12 protein-coding genes and 1 other RNA gene are annotated in these 13,416 nt (G+C 65.9%); 3 read left to right on the top strand and 10 right to left on the bottom strand.

Annotated elements, in window-relative coordinates; translation table 11 throughout:
• Positions 1-10: 10 nt before the first annotated feature.
• The 3 genes from ftsL to mraZ all read right to left on the bottom strand — a co-directional run bounded on the left by ftsL (position 11) and on the right by mraZ (position 2,000).
• Positions 11-301, bottom strand: coding sequence for a cell division protein FtsL (gene ftsL, locus F812_RS0105305; RefSeq protein WP_020084922.1), 291 nt, complete (start codon positions 299-301; stop codon positions 11-13).
• Between the two features lie 50 nt (positions 302-351).
• Positions 352-1,344, bottom strand: coding sequence for a 16S rRNA (cytosine(1402)-N(4))-methyltransferase RsmH (rsmH, locus tag F812_RS0105310; RefSeq protein WP_020084923.1), 993 nt, complete (start codon positions 1,342-1,344; stop codon positions 352-354).
• Positions 1,345-1,508: 164 nt separating this feature from the next.
• Positions 1,509-2,000: a division/cell wall cluster transcriptional repressor MraZ gene (mraZ, locus tag F812_RS0105315; RefSeq protein WP_020084924.1), complete on the bottom strand. Its 492-nt coding sequence runs from the start codon at positions 1,998-2,000 to the stop codon at positions 1,509-1,511.
• A gap of 366 nt (positions 2,001-2,366) precedes the next feature.
• On the opposite strand from mraZ, the gene F812_RS0105320 reads away from it, so the two are divergent.
• Entirely contained in the window at positions 2,367-3,317 is a 951-nt protein-coding gene (locus F812_RS0105320) for an alpha/beta fold hydrolase (RefSeq protein WP_156827271.1), read from the top strand.
• A 92-nt stretch (positions 3,318-3,409) separates the two neighbouring features.
• Positions 3,410-3,820 carry a dihydrofolate reductase gene (locus F812_RS0105325; protein ID WP_020084926.1) on the top strand — a complete coding sequence of 137 codons (411 nt, stop codon included), beginning with the start codon at positions 3,410-3,412 and terminating at the stop codon, positions 3,818-3,820.
• A gap of 114 nt (positions 3,821-3,934) precedes the next feature.
• On the opposite strand, the gene F812_RS0105330 is transcribed toward F812_RS0105325, so the two are convergent.
• The 7 genes from F812_RS0105330 to F812_RS22670 form a co-directional block, all read right to left on the bottom strand.
• Positions 3,935-4,225 (bottom strand): hypothetical protein, encoded by a 291-nt coding sequence (locus tag F812_RS0105330; protein WP_020084927.1) that lies wholly within the window; start codon positions 4,223-4,225, stop codon positions 3,935-3,937.
• Positions 4,226-4,420: 195 nt separating this feature from the next.
• Positions 4,421-4,690 carry a hypothetical protein gene (locus F812_RS25275; protein ID WP_020084928.1) on the bottom strand — a complete coding sequence of 90 codons (270 nt, stop codon included), beginning with the start codon at positions 4,688-4,690 and terminating at the stop codon, positions 4,421-4,423.
• Between the two features lie 145 nt (positions 4,691-4,835).
• Positions 4,836-5,215: RNase P RNA component class A (rnpB, locus tag F812_RS25375), an RNA gene on the bottom strand.
• Positions 5,216-5,294: 79 nt separating this feature from the next.
• Complete coding sequence (locus F812_RS0105340; protein ID WP_020084929.1) at positions 5,295-6,422, bottom strand: OpgC family protein; 1,128 nt, start codon at positions 6,420-6,422, stop codon at positions 5,295-5,297.
• 150 nt (positions 6,423-6,572) lie between these two features.
• On the bottom strand, positions 6,573-7,949 hold the full coding sequence (locus F812_RS0105345; protein ID WP_020084930.1) for a glycerate kinase: 1,377 nt from the start codon (positions 7,947-7,949) through the stop codon (positions 6,573-6,575).
• 187 nt (positions 7,950-8,136) lie between these two features.
• Entirely contained in the window at positions 8,137-8,928 is a 792-nt protein-coding gene (locus F812_RS0105350; RefSeq protein WP_020084931.1) for an N-acetylmuramoyl-L-alanine amidase, read from the bottom strand.
• Positions 8,925-9,653 (bottom strand): TerB family tellurite resistance protein, encoded by a 729-nt coding sequence (locus F812_RS22670; RefSeq protein ID WP_020084932.1) that lies wholly within the window; start codon positions 9,651-9,653, stop codon positions 8,925-8,927. Before F812_RS22670 ends, F812_RS0105350 begins: the two co-directional genes overlap by 4 nt.
• A gap of 127 nt (positions 9,654-9,780) precedes the next feature.
• Here F812_RS22670 and F812_RS0105360 point away from each other — a divergent pair, with 127 nt between their 5' ends.
• The gene (locus F812_RS0105360; protein ID WP_020084933.1) at positions 9,781-13,416 is read left to right on the top strand and encodes a hydantoinase B/oxoprolinase family protein; all 3,636 of its coding nucleotides are present in this window, start codon (positions 9,781-9,783) and stop codon (positions 13,414-13,416) included.

Raw genomic sequence — 13,416 nt, forward strand, 5'->3', positions numbered from 1 at the left:
TAGATGAGCCTCAGCGGGCGATCGCACCCGTGCTGAGACCGCCGTCAGGCACGCGGTCCGTCATCTGCTTGTCGGTAAGTGGCTCGAGCCCTTGTGCCCGCGCCAGCGGCTCGATGCGGCTCGGCCGTCCGAGATGCGCGCGCTCGGCTTTCAGCACGGCGATATCTGCACGTGCCTTGTCCGCAAGCCGCTCCTGCGCCGAGACGCGCGCCTCGAGCTGGCGTGTGTCGTAGGAGAGCCCGTAGAGCAGAAAGGCGCTGGAGATGGCGAGAAACGCTGCCGAAACTGTAAGCGGGTGCATCGGTTGAACCTCAACGACAATGGCGCGGCGTGCCTTGCGCACGCAGGGCCTTAGGCGAAGGGCGATCCCGGCGCAGTGCCGCTCCACGCGGGAGCCTCCGTCCGGAGCCCCACGCGCAACCGTGCCGAGCGCGCCCTCGGGTTTGCGTCCGTTTCCTCTTTGTTAGGTGTAAAACCGCGAGTGTTAACAATTCGGAAACTTGGTGCACTGGCCGGGCCGGATGGCGCTGGAAGATAGCGCGAGCCGCCCGCCGTCTTGCCGGAGCGCTCCTGCAGGAAGTGTTTGACGATCCGGTCCTCCAGCGAGTGGAAGGTCACGACCAGCAGCCGTCCGCCGGGAACGAGCAGGCGCTCCGCGGCTTCCAGCGCGCGCTCGAGCTCGCCCAACTCGTCGTTGACGTGGATGCGCAGCGCCTGGAACGTCCGCGTCGCCGGATGCTTCTCGTCGCCGCGTGCGCGCCCCAGCACGCGCTCGACGATGCCGGCGAGCGCCTTCGTCGTCGTGATCGGCGCTTCTGTGCGCGCTTTTACGATGGCCCGTGCGATGGCGCGTGAGCGGCGCTCCTCGCCCAGGTTGAAGAGAATGTTGGCGAGGTCTTCCTCGTCCATGTGGTTGACCACGTCGGCCGCGGAAGGGCCATTCTGCGACATGCGCATGTCGAGCGGTCCGTCGCGCAGGAAGGAGAAGCCGCGCGCCGGATCGTCGAGCTGCATCGAGGAAACGCCGATGTCGAGCACGACGCCGTGAACCCGCTCGGCCCCGGCCGAAGCGGCGGCTTCTTCCATATTGCTGAAGGTCTCGGGAACGAGCGAGAGGCGTCCGCCGAATTCCGCGACGAGCGCCTGGCCGTTGGCGAAAGCCGTGGGATCGCGCTCGATTGCGATCACCCGGCAGGGAGCCGCCTCGAGGATGGCGCGGGTGTATCCGCCCGCGCCGAACGTGCCGTCGATGTAGGTTTCACCCGCCACCGGCTGCAACTGCTCCACGACGTCTGCGAGGAGCACCGGGATGTGAGGGGAACGATGTGGATGGGCCGCGGTCATGATCGGCGGCTTTATAGGACATTTTGCGGCCCGCACCACGCTTATCGCGGAAGCGCGAGCCGCAAAGAAACCGGCAGGGCTAGTTCAAACGAGATCCGAAAGGGGCACGGGAATATGCGCCCGCACATCCTGGAGCACCGGTATCGAGCCGGTGCGCCGGGGCGTCATTCCCGTGCCCCTTCGTCGCCACCGCTGCTGCGATGGCCGCTCCCCGCGCCGAACAGTTTTCTGTGCTCTTGAGCCTTTTCGCGGGCCCGAGCGCGCCGCTCCTCGAAGGCTTGAGGGGCCCACATCTGAAACTTGTCGCCAAGGCCGACAAATGTGACGAGATCCTGAAGACCGGCGTGGCGACGAAGGCTTTCAGGAAGGACGATACGCCCGTCCCCGTCGATCCCGAGGACCTGGACGTCGCCGTAGAGCGCGACAGAGAGCTCGTCTCGCTCGTCCGAATAGTCCGGCAGGCCCGAGAGAAGCCCGTCGATTTTTTTCGCAAGTCTTTCGCCGCCTGCATCAAGGGCAGGAGCATCGATCGAGGGGTAGCAATAGATTCCGCCTGCATATCCGTCGCGTTCGAGCACGCCGCGGAACGGAGCAGGAATTGAGACGCGTCCTTTGGCGTCGATCTTGTTGGTGAATGTCGAGACAAAGCGGTCCATCCCCTTCTCGAGCCTCGATCTCCAACGCAACTAACGGAACGCTTTTGTCAGACTTTCACGCGCGGGGATTGAAATCCCCATGCCGGCCGCTCCGGGCTGGGCCGTGGCGGTCGCTCGGGCTTCGGCCCTCTCTCGAAGCTGGCGCCACTACCACGGGCCCGTGCCCGGTGCGGTCGGGCATATATGGGATGCCATGGTTCGGTATGGGCGTCAATGGATCGTTAAGGATTTAGGCGGGTCCCATCCCTTGTTTCACGCCACAAATTCGAGCCAGACTTATCAATGCAGTGACTAGAAGAGGCCTCTATCGCCAGCCGCCCGGACGCACGATATGGACAAGGCGAGCCTCAACGGAGGGATGGACTGGTGAAGGTGCGGCGGTGGCGAGGGAGGAGGGCGGCGCTGGCCCTTGCGCTTGCGGCGGTGACGGCCGCGATGGGCGCCGTCGCGGCGGCAGCACCCGCCGAGGCGCCGCCCGGCCAGCGGATCACACTTGAGGTTCCTGGCCGTGAGGCGGTGTCGCTCTACTATGAGGAGCAGGGCGCCGGGCCGCCGCTCCTGCTCCTGCATGGTCTCGGAGAGTCGAGCTTCACCTGGCACGAGATCGCCCCCGCCCTTGCCGCCCGCTATCGCGTCATCGCGCTCGATCTCAAGGGCTTCGGCCGCTCGGGCAAGCCGCAGGACGGTGCCTACTCGGCCGACGATCAGGCAGCCCTCGTCGCGCGTTTCCTCATCGAGCGCGGTCTCGAAGGCGTAAGCGTCGTCGGCCATTCGTTCGGGGGCACGGTCGCCTTGCGAACGGCCATAGCCGAGGGCATCCGCGGCACCTCGCGCATCGCGCGGATTGTTGTGATCGGCGCACCCGCCCTTCCGCGCTCCACGCCGCGCTATTTCGACCTCGTTAAGGCCCCGCTTCTTCCGGACACGCTGGTTTCGGCCCTGTCTCCGGAAGCCATGGCGCGTCTCCTGCTCCGCGAGGCCATGGGCGGCGAGGAAGACGCGAGTGAGGAGATGGTGGAAGGCTACGCCGCGCCCTACCGCGACCCCGCCGCCATGACGGCTTTCCTCGCGACCGCCCGCGCGATCGTGACCGAGGAGGGTCCCAAGGAGATCGCAAAGCGCTATCGCGCGCTGAGCCAGCCCGTTCTCGTTGTCTGGTGCCGCAAGGATCCCATCGTGCCGCTGAGAGCCGGGCGCCGGGTGGCGGCCGCCATTCCGCGCGCCCGCCTCAAGATCCTCGAAAGCTGCCACCACCTGCCCCAGCACGAGCGTCCCAAGGAGCTGCTGAGGGCGCTCGACGGGTTCCTCGACAAATGAAAGCAATATCAGACGGCTTGAGCATCGCTCTCAGATGAACTAGGTGTCGCGAACACGCAGACGAAAAGAGGCGCGGGATACCGCGGATATGAATGAGCGACGTGCGCTGCATATGCGCCATCGGCCTGAGCGGTCAGTTGGGATTGAACGGCGAGCTGCCCTGGGAGGGCGATCCGCGCCCCGAGTTCAGGGCAGACGTGGAGCGCTTCTTCGAGATCACGCGCGGGCACGTTTTGATCGCCGGGCCGAAGACCATCGGCGCCGTGCCGGATTTTGCCCGTGCTCAGATGACCCTCCGCGTCGCGCGCTCGCATGAAAATCCTGAAGCCGTGCTCGCGGAATTTGCCGATCGCGTCGTCTTCATCGGCGGCGGACCCGCCCTTTGGGACGTCTACGCGCCCTTTATCATGCATTGGGACATTACGCGTCTCCCCTATGACGGCCCGGCGGACCGCTGGTTCGACCCGCGCTGGCTGCTGACGGGCAAAGGCAAGCCGCTCTAGGCGAGGCAAAAGACGCCAAGCCGGCGCCGGACACCTCGGGCGTCGCTTTCAACCACGAACGAAAACGCCGCCCCTCTTCGGGACGGCGTTTGTTGTTTGTCGCGGGCGCGGCGCTCAATCGTCGTCGTCGCACTCGATCTTTTCCTTATAGCGGCCGTGTCGCCACTTCCGCTCGATGGTGCAGTTCGGGCCGTAGAAGTCTTCCGGCTCCCCGGCGAAGTAGTAGCCGTAGGGGATGTAGACCTCGTAGGCCGGCGCGCGATAGGCGGGCGCTCCATAGTAAGCCCGATACTCTCCGCGCCAGTGACGGGACTCGTAGTAGTCGTCATCGTCCCAATCTCGGCCCGCGCTGGCTGGCAGGGCGGAGGCCGCGAGCAGAGTCAAAGCAGTCACGAGGCGTTTCATGATGACCTTGCTCCTCCGGATAATTGTTGATCGATCCATCAGAGAACTGGAAGCATAAACCTGTCAATTCGACCTGGGAACTATGGTGCACGCCACGCAAAAAGCCCGTCCGTTCCCGGGTCGCAAAGGGGGAACGGACGGGCTTGATGCAGGTTCCGCCGATCCGGCGAGGATCAGCGCGGTCAAGGCGTGGGATCAGTCGCGGTCACGCGGGCCGCGGCACTTGATGGTCTCCTCGTAGTCGCCGTCCGTCCACCAGCGGCGCTCGATCTTGCAGGGACCGTCGCGGAACTTCTCCTTCACGTCGCGGCCCATCGGGCCATAGTGGGCGGCGATCCGCTCATAGATGCTCGAGGCCGAGCGAACCGGAGCCGGGCCCGGGTCCGCCGAGAAGCTGTCATCGCGAGCCAGGAGCGGCGTTGCGCCGAGTACGAGGGCAGCAGCCAGAGGCAGCATCGCTTTCATCACTTACATCCTTCTTCCTGTTGAACCCGACACCGGGTTAACGCCCGTCGCGGCCAAGAGTTGGGCCGCAGCGAGCAATTCATGAAATCGCGTGTTAGAACAACACTATGGCAAATCCATATCATACCGTGTCGAGGTGGGGGTATGTGCCAGCCGGCCTGTAAGCCGGGTTCTGTCGCGAACGGCCATTCATCTGGGACGCCCATTGCTGGGCGCCTCGAGCAACCAACCCGGGTGACGGGCTTGAAGACACGCCTCCGTGCCGGGTTTCCCCGCACGCGGCCACCCCTATTTGGTCTTGCTCCGGGTGGGGTTTGCCGTGCCGCTCCTGTTACCAGTCGCGCGGTGCGCTCTTACCGCACCGTTTCACCCTTACCACGCCGGGCCGAGGCCCGCCGGGCGGTTTGTTTTCTGTGGCACTGTCCCTGGGGTCGCCCCCGGCGGCCGTTAGCCGCCACCCTGTCTCCATGGAGCCCGGACTTTCCTCCACCGTCGTGAGACGGCAGCGGCCGTCCAGCCGGCTGACAGGGGCACATAAGGGCGCGATCGCGTCTCGCGTCAAGAGCGAGCTGCATCAGGCGCGCAAAGGGCGCACCGGCGAGCGTCAGACGGATTTGGCGCGCGTGGGGATGAGCGGCATGTTGCGCGGCACGTTGTCGAGCAGATACGCCGTGAGCGCCATCACCGCCGTGCCGGTCACGAAGATGGCGATTTGCGCGAGCCAGCTATGATCCGGCCCAGGCAAAGCGAGCCGTGCCGCGAGCGACAGCAACGTGCCGATCGAGAACACCGCGAGCGAGTTGCGCCCCATGCGGGTGAGAGCCTGGGCGGCGGGACGGGTGAGCCAGCGCGCGTCGCGCGGGACGTAGCGGATGATCAGATAGACCCACGCCAGCGTGTTGACGAAACGCCAGGGCGTCTGCCGGTCCACGAGGCCGCCGAACTGCGAGAACGAGCCCAGATAGCAGTGGCTCGAATCCGTGCCGAGATGGCGGCACGGAAAGACCAGCACAAACGAGACGGCAATGACGAGAATGCACAAAGCCGATAGCCAGCGCGATTTCCAGATGGAGCCGCCGCCGAGGCTGGCAAGCCCGATGCACAACCCCGTCGCAAACACGATCTGCCAAGACAAGGGATCGAAGTACCAGCCCTCGATCGAGCGCACGCTCGGGAAGTTGAGCCCGTAGACCGCCGCTACGAGCCACAACGCTGCCGACGCCGAAAGAGCGAGCCCCCAATGGCTGCGTGCCATGAAGAGCAGCGGCAGCGCGAAGGCGAGCAACACGAGATAGAGCGGCAGAATGTCGAAGTAGGGCGGTTGAAATTGAAGCACGAGCGACATCGCTGCCGCATGGGGTAACGAGTAGTCGACCCATGTCGCCGGAGACGCGACGAACAGATCGAGGGGTGCATTGCGATTGACGACGACGAGAAGCATGAGCGCGGCCAGCAGAACGAGAATGTGGGCCGCATAGATCGTCACGATGCGCCGCCCCACCATTCCCGTCACGGGGCCGATGCCGCGCGTGTCGAGGCGAGGCGCATAGGCGAGCGCAAATGAGATCCCCGCCAACAGCACGAAGATGTCGGCCGCACTCGTGAAGCCGAAATTCCTCAGCGTCAGGTGCGAGAACCGATTGTAGGGAATGTGATCGATATAGATGACAACGAGGGCCAGGCCGCGAAAGAGGTCTATACGGAGATCACGTTTGGAGGGGAGCGTTCCCATTTGAGACGGGCCTTAGCCATGCAATTTCAGGGTTCTTGCAAGGTTGATCGGCCCCAGCAACTTACAAGCGCCGCGCAGGTTAACGGGCACGGTTAACCGGCAAGCGCGTTGTGCGCGCTATCCGTGTCCGCTGGGCAGGCGTCCGTAGGATCAGGAGCTGAGCGTCGGCTGCAGCCGCTGGCGGCGGCGCTGGCTCAATTCCACGGCAGCGCGCGTGAGCCCCTGGGTTCGCTTCGCACGCAGGGCCTTTTTTACGGGCTTGTTGCGCTTGGCGACGGGATGGAGCGAGACGGAAGCCGCGCCGTTGAGCGACTTGGCGTCCACGGACGAGCCCGTCTGCGGAGCGGAGGGGGCGGACGACGCGGTCTCTGCGGAGGCCGAGGCCACGCGCTGGCCGATCTCGATCAGGCGCGCCACGCGCTCGGCCGCGTTCTGCAAGTACTCGCGCGACTTCTTCATCGCCACTTCGAGCGGCATGGGATTGGACGTCGCGGCTTCGAGCCCGTCGATGCCGTGCGCGAACACGCCGTTGGCATCATCCGAAAGGCCGCCGCCGATGGCGATGACGGGAACGCCGTGCCGGCGCGCGGAAGCGGCAACGCCTGCCGGTGTCTTGCCGAAGGCCGTCTGAAAATCGACGCGTCCTTCGCCGGTGAAGGCGAGCGAGGCGCCCTTCATGTGCTCGTCGAGCTTCGTCGCTGCGACCACCAGCTCCACGCCACGCTTCATCGTCGCGTTGGTGAAGGCGAGCAGGCCGGCGCCAAGTCCACCGCCCGCGCCTGCGCCCGGCTGACCGGCGATGTCGATGTTGAGATCGCGTTTGATGATGGCGGCCAGGTGGCCGAGGTTGCGGTCGAGCCTCTGAACCATCTCGGGCGTCGCGCCCTTCTGTGGGCCGTAGACCGCAGACGCGCCCGTCTCGCCGGTGAGCGGGTTGGTGACGTCGCTCGCTACGTTGACCTTTACACGCGACAGGCCGGGATTGATGCCGCTCACGTCGACGGACACGACCTCGTCCAGACGTCCGCCGCCGAGCGGCTCCGTGATGGCGGTGCCATCGGCGCCGATGAAGCGAACGCCGAGCGCCTGGGCGAAGCCCGCGCCGCAGTCGTTGGTGGCCGATCCGCCGAGGCCGATAATGATTTCGTCAACGCCGCGGTTGATCGCGTCCGCGACGAGCTCACCCGTTCCGAAGGTGCTGGCGCGCAGCGGATCGCGGTCGGCGCGCGGCACCAGCGGCAGGCCGGAGGCCTCCGCCATCTCGATCACGGCCGTGCGCCCGTCGCCGAGCAGGCCGTAGGAAGCAAGCACCTTCTGTCCCAAGGGACCGCTGACCGCGCATTTCACGATCCGCCCGCCCGTGGCATCGACCAGCGACTGCACCGTGCCCTCGCCGCCGTCCGCCATCGGCACCTTGACGTAGTCCGCATCCGGCCACACGCGGCGCAGGCCCGCTTCGAGCTCGGTCGCCACCTCGAGAGAGGTCAGGCTCTCCTTGAAGGAGTCTGGGGCGATCACGATCTTCATCTGGCGTTTCCCTCTTCTTCCCCGTCGCGCGGTCTGGCTCGTTTCTGCTTCGGCCGGACGTCATCCCACATTGCAACAATCTGTCAAAGCGAGGCCAGGGTCGTGGCCCGCGACAGATCAGCGTTCGACCTTATGAGAGAGGCACAGTCTAAGCCGTTTACGTCCCAATTTTAATTGTCAGCATTAATCAGGCAATCCGGCCGTCTTTGAGGCTCCGGGGCATGTCCAGCCGTGACAGCGTGTCCAGGGTGGAGCGGTCGAGCCGCCCGTCGGTGCGGGCCGGGCGGAAATGAAGCTGGAAGGAGCGCACGATCGTCTGCATGTCCGCGTCGAAAGAGCCTTTGAGATCAATTTTGTACCCGTAGTCGGCGAGAAGGCGCCGGGCGCGCTCCACGTCGGCGCTCCTGCAACCGGGCTGAAGCCCCGGGTCCCCCTCGTCGAGCGGAGCCGGTGCAACCCAGTTGCCCACGCCCTGCCGCGCAAGCCAGGCCCAGTCGAACTTCTCGCCGGGGTCTATCTTCCGGCCTGGCGCCACGTCCGAATGGGCGAGCACGTAATGAGGGGCGATGCCATGCCGCAGCACGATATCGTGTGAGAGGGCCGCCACCGCGCGCATCTGGATCGCCGGAAACTCGGGATAGCCCAGCATGTGCCCCGGATTCTGGATCTCGATGCCGATCGATGCCGAGTTGATGTCGGTTTCCCCGCCCCAGTAGGAGACGCCCGCGTGCCAGGCACGCAAGTCTTCGGCCACCATCTGGATGATGCGGCCGTTCTCGTCGATCACGTAGTGGCACGAGACCTTGCAGTCCGGGCGAGAGAGAACGTCGAGCGCGCGCTCCACCGTCGGCAGGCCCGTGTAGTGCAGGATCAGCATCGAGGGCGCGTATCCGGGTTTGCGCGGCTCGATGTTGGGGGAGGGGAACAACTCGCCGACCAGCGGCGTGTCCGGTCGGGTGATCAGGTCCACGACGCTCACGCACGTTCTCCTTGCGCGCGCTGGCCTGCCACGATGGCTTCGTACGCGGCGTTGATGGCGGCCAGCTTGACGGTCGCGGCCTTGATGAGCGCCGCCTGCGCGCCTCTCGCCGTCAGGCGATCCGGATGGAAACGCTGCACCAGCTCGAGATAGCGCGCGCGCACCGCGTGCCGCGAGGCGGTGGGCTCGAGCCCGAGCACATCGTAAGGGTTGTCCATGTCCCGTACGAACGGCGCACGCAGCTTCTTGAACTCGTCGCACGAGATGCCGAATGCCTCGCCGACCGTCCGCAGGAATGTTTCCTCGGCCGGATGCAGGATGCCGTCCGCGCACGCGATCATCAGAAGGCATTCGAGCACGTTGATCTTGAGATCCGGCTCGTCCTTGAGCATCCGTGCCACGTTCTCCGCGTAGATCTCGAAGCCGGCCGTATCCTGGCTCGCGAGATGGTAGAGGCTGCGGATGCGCGGTATCTCCTCGGGCGTGGGCTCGAAGAAGCGCTCGAACGTCTGGCACTCCACCTTCACCGCCACGCCGTCGGCCTTTGCCATCTTTGCGGCAAGCGCGATGATGGCGGCCGAGAAGGCTGCGGTCTGATGCACGGGCTTGGGTCGAATGAGGCGGCCAAGAGCGGGCCACCAGTGGCCGAGCAGATCGGCGAGGCGGCCGCGCAGGCCCTGGTCTCGCTCCTGCTCGATGAGATTGGATAGACTGTCGAGAGGCATCCGCAATCCATACCTGCTTCCGGGGCGATGATGAAGCACATGGAGCAAATTTCATGTTGGGCGGTTGACGGAACGGGCGCCCGCCGATAGCCACGCAGGATCACAAGGCTTTGCGGCGATTGGATCTATGGGACACGAGCGCGCGGCGTGGCAGTTCTGGGTCGACCGCGGCGGCACCTTCACCGATATCGTCGCGATAACGCCCGAAGGCCGTCTTTCGGCGCTGAAGCTGCTGTCGGAAGCTCCTGGCCTCTACAACGATGCCGCCATCGCCGGCATCCGCCGCTTTCTCGGACTTACACCGGGCGAGGCTATTCCCGCCGGCCGCATCGCATCCGTCCGGATTGGCACCACCGTTGCCACCAATGCGCTGCTCGAGCGCAAGGGCGAGCCCACCGTGCTGGTCATCACCGAGGGGCTTGAAGACCAGCTCGAAATAGGCACCCAGGCCCGCCCCGACATTTTCGCGCGGCGCATCGTCAAGCCGGAGAACCTGTACAGCCGGGTGATCGGCGCGGACGAGCGTGTGCGCGCGGACGGCACCGTCGAGAAGCCGCTCGATGCGGCAGCCCTCTCCGCCGCTCTCGCCTCGGCACGCCGCGACGGCTTTGCGAGCGTCGCCATCGTGTTCATGCACGCTTACGCCTACCCCGAGCACGAGCGGCTCGCGGCAGAGTGCGCGCGAAATGCGGGCTTCACGCAGATTTCGGTAAGCCATGAGGTGGCTCCCCTCATCAAGATCGTGCCACGCGGCGACACGACTGTAGCCGATGCCTATCTCTCGCCCGTTCTGCGCCGGTATGCGGACGGCGTGGCCGCGGCCTTCACGGGAGACCTGGAAGCGCGCATGTTCTTCATGGCCTCGTCCGGCGGCCTCAAGGCGCGCGCTCACTTTCACGGCCGCGACGCCATCCTCTCCGGCCCGGCGGGGGGCGTTGTCGGAATGGCCAAGACCGCACAAGCCGCGGGCTTCCACCGCGTCATCGGCTTCGACATGGGCGGAACCTCGACCGACGTCTCTCACTTCGCGGGCAGCTACGAGCGCACGTTCGAAACGGAGGTTGCGGGCGTGCGCCTCCGCGTGCCGATGCTGCGCATCCACACCGTGGCCGCGGGCGGCGGCTCGATCCTCCGGTTCGACGGCGGGCGCCTCCAGGTTGGCCCCGAGAGCGCGGGTTCTCATCCAGGCCCCATGTGCTACCGGCGCGGCGGCCCTCTCACCGTCACCGATGCCAACGTGATGCTGGGCAAGCTCGACCCCGCCTTCATGCCGTCCGTATTCGGCGAAAGCGGCAGGGAGCCCATCGACACGCATGCCGTGCGCGCTGCCTTCGAGGCGCTTGCCGAGCAGATCGGCGACGGCCGCACGCCGGAACAGGTGGCCGATGGGTTAATTCGCATTGCCGTCGAGAACATGGCCAAGGCCGTGAAGAAAATCTCGGTCGAGCGCGGCTACGACGTGACGGGCTACGTGCTGAATGGCTTCGGATCGGCCGCTGGACAGCATGCGTGTCTGATGGCCGATACGCTTGGCATGCGCCAGGTTCTCATCCATCCGCTTTCTGGCCTGCTGTCGGCCTACGGCATCGGCCTCTCCTCGGTACGCGCGAGCCGAGAGCGCTCGCTCGAGGTCCCGCTCGATGAGAACGGTCTCGCCGCGGCTTCAGCGTTGTCGGATGCGATGTTGCAAGACGCCGCCGCCGAGCTCGCGGCCGAAGGCGCCGCGCCCGCGAGCCTTCAAGCAATCACGTTGCTCCACCTGCGCTATGAAGCGACCGAGGTCGCGCTGCCCGTTCGTCTGGACGCACGGGCTCCATCGGGCGTAACGCCGCTGGACGATCTGCGGCGCGCATTCGAGGCTGCCCACGCGCAACGCTTCGGCTTCATCTCACCCGAGAAACGCATCGAGATCGGCTTCGTCGAGGTGGAGGCGGAAGGCGGATCCGATCGGGATGAAGCCAGCCTGCAAACAGCGCCGAAAGAACCGGCAACGGCTGTTTCGCGCACGCGCTACTTCTCGCGGGGGGCATGGCACGAAGCCGGCGTTTGGCGCCGGGAAGGCCTGAGCGACGGCCAGCGCGTCACCGGTCCTGCCATCATTATCGAGCCGAACCAGACCGTCGTCGTCGAGAACGGATGGGTGGCCGAGATGACGCCCCGGCGCGATCTCGTTCTCACCCGCGCCGCGGCGCGCAAGCGCGAGCACGTGGGGCTCGAAGCCGATCCGGTCCTGCTTGAGGTGTTCGGCAACCTGTTCATGGGTGTTGCGGAGGAGATGGGAGAGGCGCTCCGCGCCACCGCGCAATCGGTGAACATCAAGGAGCGGCTGGATTTCTCATGCGCCATCTTCGACCGCTGGGGGCAGCTCGTTGCCAACGCGCCCCATGTGCCGGTCCACCTCGGCAGCATGGAAAGCGCTGTCGAGACCGTGATCCGCGAAAAGGGCGGACGGCTAGCCCCCGGCGACGTGTACATGCTGAACGCGCCCTATGCCGGCGGCACGCATCTGCCGGACATAACGGTCGTAACGCCGGTGTTCATAGAAGGCGCGTCCACGCCCGCGTTCTATGTCGCAAGCCGGGGCCATCACGCGGATATCGGCGGCACGGCCCCCGGCTCCATGAGCCCCAACGCCACCACGATCGAGGAGGAGGGGGTCTACATAGACTGCGTGCCGTTGGTGCGCGACGATCGCTTCCTGGAGCAGGAGACGTTGAGCCTGCTCACCGGCGCGCGCTATCCCGCCCGCAATCCCGCTCAGAACATCGCCGATCTCAAGGCGCAGGTGGCGGCCAATGCGCGCGGCCGCGCAGAACTCGTCCGCCTCGTCGCAGAGTTCGGCGCCGATGTGGTGGCGAGCTACATGCGCCACGTGCAGGCCAACGCCGAGGAGGCCGTCCGCCGTCTCATCGGGCGCCTGAGCGATGGCCATTTTCGCGTGGAGACGGATGGTGGTTGGGCGATCGAGGTCACGGTCACCATCGATCGCGAGCGCCGAGCCGCGAAGGTCGATTTCACAGGCACCTCTCCTCAGCAGCCCACCAACGTCAACGCGCCGGAGCCGGTCGCGCGCGCAGCCGTGCTCTATGTGTTTCGCGTGCTGCTCGACGAGCCGATCCCGCTCAATGCCGGATGCCTGAGACCCATCGAGATCGTCGTTCCGGACGGCTCCATGCTGAAGCCGCGTTATCCCGCTGCCGTGGTGGCGGGCAACGTCGAGACAAGCCAGGTGATCACCAATGCGCTGTTCGCGGCGTTGGGCGTGCTCGGATCGGCCCAGGGCACCATGAACAACCTGACTTTCGGCAACGACAAGGTGCAGTACTACGAGACCATCTGCTCGGGCTCTCCCGCCGGCTTCGACCGCGACGGCCACGGCTTCGACGGCACGGCCGGTGTGCATGTCCATATGACAAACACCCGCCTCACCGATCCCGAGGTCCTGGAGAGCCGCTATCCGGTGCTGCTCGAACGTTTTTCCATCCGCCGTGGCTCGGGCGGCAAGGGGCGCTGGAAAAGCGGCGACGGCACGCGCCGGGTGATCCGCTTCCTCGAGCCCATGCGCCTGGCGATCCTCTCCGGCTTCCGCAGAGTGCGCCCGTTCGGCCTGGCCGATGGCGAGCCGGGGGAGGCCGGACGCAACACTCTCCGCCGCCGCGACGGGCGCGTGGAGGAACTGTCCGGCGCCGCAGCCGTCGACCTCGACGCCGGCGACGCTATCGTCATCGATACGCCGACCGGCGGTGGTGTCGGCAAGGCATAA

It is taken from the genome of Hyphomicrobium zavarzinii ATCC 27496 (genome assembly GCF_000383415.1).
GTDB lineage: Bacteria > Pseudomonadota > Alphaproteobacteria > Rhizobiales > Hyphomicrobiaceae > Hyphomicrobium_C > Hyphomicrobium_C zavarzinii.

What these genes read in the sequence shown, in the direction of transcription:
- F812_RS0105345 (WP_020084930.1), bottom strand. Translation starts at nt 7,949, where the DNA reads ATGAAGATCGTGATCGCCCCAGACTCCTTCAAGGAGAGCCTGACCTCT.
- mraZ (WP_020084924.1), bottom strand. Translation starts at nt 2,000, where the DNA reads ATGGACCGCTTTGTCTCGACATTCACCAACAAGATCGACGCCAAAGGA.
- F812_RS25275 (WP_020084928.1), bottom strand. Translation starts at nt 4,690, where the DNA reads ATGAAAGCGATGCTGCCTCTGGCTGCTGCCCTCGTACTCGGCGCAACG.
- F812_RS0105340 (WP_020084929.1), bottom strand. Translation starts at nt 6,422, where the DNA reads ATGGGAACGCTCCCCTCCAAACGTGATCTCCGTATAGACCTCTTTCGC.
- F812_RS0105330 (WP_020084927.1), bottom strand. Translation starts at nt 4,225, where the DNA reads ATGAAACGCCTCGTGACTGCTTTGACTCTGCTCGCGGCCTCCGCCCTG.
- rsmH (WP_020084923.1), bottom strand. Translation starts at nt 1,344, where the DNA reads ATGACCGCGGCCCATCCACATCGTTCCCCTCACATCCCGGTGCTCCTC.
- F812_RS0105325 (WP_020084926.1), top strand. Translation starts at nt 3,410, where the DNA reads ATGAGCGACGTGCGCTGCATATGCGCCATCGGCCTGAGCGGTCAGTTG.
- F812_RS22670 (WP_020084932.1), bottom strand. Translation starts at nt 9,653, where the DNA reads ATGCCTCTCGACAGTCTATCCAATCTCATCGAGCAGGAGCGAGACCAG.
- F812_RS0105360 (WP_020084933.1), top strand. Translation starts at nt 9,781, where the DNA reads ATGGGACACGAGCGCGCGGCGTGGCAGTTCTGGGTCGACCGCGGCGGC.
- ftsL (WP_020084922.1), bottom strand. Translation starts at nt 301, where the DNA reads ATGCACCCGCTTACAGTTTCGGCAGCGTTTCTCGCCATCTCCAGCGCC.